This is a genomic window from Flavonifractor sp. An82, assembly GCF_002159265.1.
GTDB lineage: Bacteria > Bacillota > Clostridia > Oscillospirales > Oscillospiraceae > Flavonifractor.
The window spans coordinates 1-2,181 of record NZ_NFHG01000050.1; the positions used below are offsets into that span (position 1 = coordinate 1).

The window sequence follows — 2,181 nt, forward strand, 5'->3', positions numbered from 1 at the left end:
TGTCACCGCCGGAGTAAAATAGACCTGGAGCGCCGGGCAAAAATTGACCCACGCCTAAAGACCGGCTATCTTAAAAGTGTGTCGAATACTTTTAAGGGAGATGGCCGAATGATTAGGAGTGGGCTGATACTAATGATAAAAGAATTAGCAGGAAAAGGCAAGAGTGCGTATTCCATTGGACGTGAAATTGGAGTATCGAAAAACACTGCCCGGAAGTACATGACGCAGCCAGCACAGCCGCATGGCTTAAAGGGGGTCAGGAAAGGCTCTAAGCTGGATCCTTACAAACCTCAGCTGGACATTTGGATGCAGCAAGGTATTTTCAATTGTGTGGTGCTGCTGGAACGGCTGCGGACACTGGGATATGACGGCGGGATGAGCATTCTGAAAGAATACGTACATCCGTACCGGCCGGCAAAATCCGCGCCGGCAGTACGGCGCTATGAGACACCCAGCGGCAAACAGGCGCAAATGGATTGGGGAATCTGTCAGTATCAGGACCAGAGCGGGGCCCTGCATAAAGTGGCTGTTTTTGTGATGATATTAGGATATTCCCGTACCAAGTACATTGAGTTTGTAAGCCGCTGTGACCTGCGCAGCATGGAACGGTGTATGCTGAACGCATTTCTGTATTTCGGGGGTGTACCTAAGGAAGTGCTGACAGACAACATGAAGACAGTCGTTGCAGGGCGTGAGGCTGGCAAGGTGATTTGGAACACACAATTCTCTGACTTTGCGGTAGAGATGGGCTTTTTGCCGAAGGTCTGCCGGGTTAGGAAGCCGCAGACTAAGGGGAAAGTAGAGCGCCTGGTCCGGTACGTGAAAGAGAACTTCTTCCCTGGACGAAAGTTCACTGATCTGGAGGATCTGAACCGGCAGGCGCTGCTCTGGTGCAAAACGGTGGATTCCAAGCCTCACGGCACCACCGGTAAGGTTCCATTGCAGGTGCTGCCTGCGGAAGAGCTGCTTCCATTACCTGCTCAGGAGATTCAGGAGCGCTACCGCTGGGAGAGACGTACCGTAACCAGAGAAGGATTGGTGAGCTTTGACGGAATCCGTTACGGTGTACCATGGCAGTACAGCGGCAAGGAGGTACAGGTACGGCTGTGCAGCGGTTTTGTGGAAATCTATTACGGAGAGATGCTTTTAGTCAGGCACCAGGTCCAGTACCATACCGGAAAAATCATCTGGCTTCCCGGACAATACAAAGGCCTGGCGGAGCACAAAGGGATTGCTGCACCGTATCCGGCAGCCCAGCAGCAGGATCTTCAGGTAGAAGTACGGCCCCTGCAGTTCTATGACCGTTTGTTAGGGGGTTCCGCACATGGTTGAATTAGAACACGCCAGAGCCCTTCTGGAACAAATGGGGCTGCAGACTGCGGCTCAACTTCTGGACGCCCAGTTGGAGCAGTCCCTCCACGCACAGCAGACTTATGTGCAGTTTCTCAATGAACTGCTCTCTTCTGAACAGCAGCAACGCCAGCGAAAGAGCCGGGAAACCCGGCTGAAGCTGGCCAGGCTGCCTCACCGCAAGAGCCTGGAGGACTTTGACTTTGCGTTCCAGCCCAGCATTGACAAACGGCAGATAGAGGAGCTGGGTACGTTGGCCTTCGTTGCCCGAGAGGAAAATGTCATCCTACTGGGACCCCCTGGGGTGGGCAAAACCCACCTGGCTGTTGGTCTGGCGCTCAGGGCGCTGGACGCCGGTATGGTGGTTTATTACACCACCCTCTCGCACCTCATTACGGATTTGAAGAAGGCTCAGCTGCAAGGACGCCTGGAACGCAGGTGGCGGGTCTATCTGCGCCCGGCTGTGCTGGTGATTGACGAGGTTGGGTACATGCAGTTGGACCGCCAGGAGGCTGAGCTGCTGTTCCGTCTCATCTCGGAACGGTATGAGCACGGCAGCATCATCTTGACCAGCAACAAGTATTTCAGTGATTGGGGGGAACTGCTCAGCGACAATATTCTGGCCACCGCTCTGCTGGACCGGCTGCTCCACCATGCCCATGTAGTGAATATCCGCGGCCAGACTTACCGACTGCGGGAACGGTGGAAGGCCGGTGTCCAGCCGGTTCCTCCAGCTGAGCTTCCGGCGGATAACTGACCGGCGGACGGAGTTCCGGCGTTTGGGTCATTTTCTGTCCGGCGTTTTAGATTTTTTTCCGTCCGGCGTTGACA

Annotated in this window: 2 protein-coding genes; both read left to right on the forward strand. The window is 54.6% G+C overall.

All coding sequences use genetic code 11. The annotated features are described in order from the left end of the window. The first annotated feature begins 108 nt into the window (after window positions 1-108). Window positions 109-1,332, forward strand: coding sequence for an IS21 family transposase (gene istA, locus B5G34_RS18110; RefSeq protein ID WP_087340683.1), 1,224 nt, complete (start codon window positions 109-111; stop codon window positions 1,330-1,332). Further along, window positions 1,325-2,107 (forward strand): IS21-like element helper ATPase IstB, encoded by a 783-nt coding sequence (istB, locus tag B5G34_RS18115; protein ID WP_087340685.1) that lies wholly within the window; start codon window positions 1,325-1,327, stop codon window positions 2,105-2,107. Before istA ends, istB begins: the two co-directional genes overlap by 8 nt. Window positions 2,108-2,181: the final 74 nt, after the last annotated feature.

Bases quoted from the DNA above. Each gene is read 5' to 3' on its own strand.
- istA (WP_087340683.1), top strand. From the start codon at position 109: ATGATTAGGAGTGGGCTGATACTAATGATAAAAGAATTAGCAGGAAAA.
- istB (WP_087340685.1), top strand. From the start codon at position 1,325: ATGGTTGAATTAGAACACGCCAGAGCCCTTCTGGAACAAATGGGGCTG.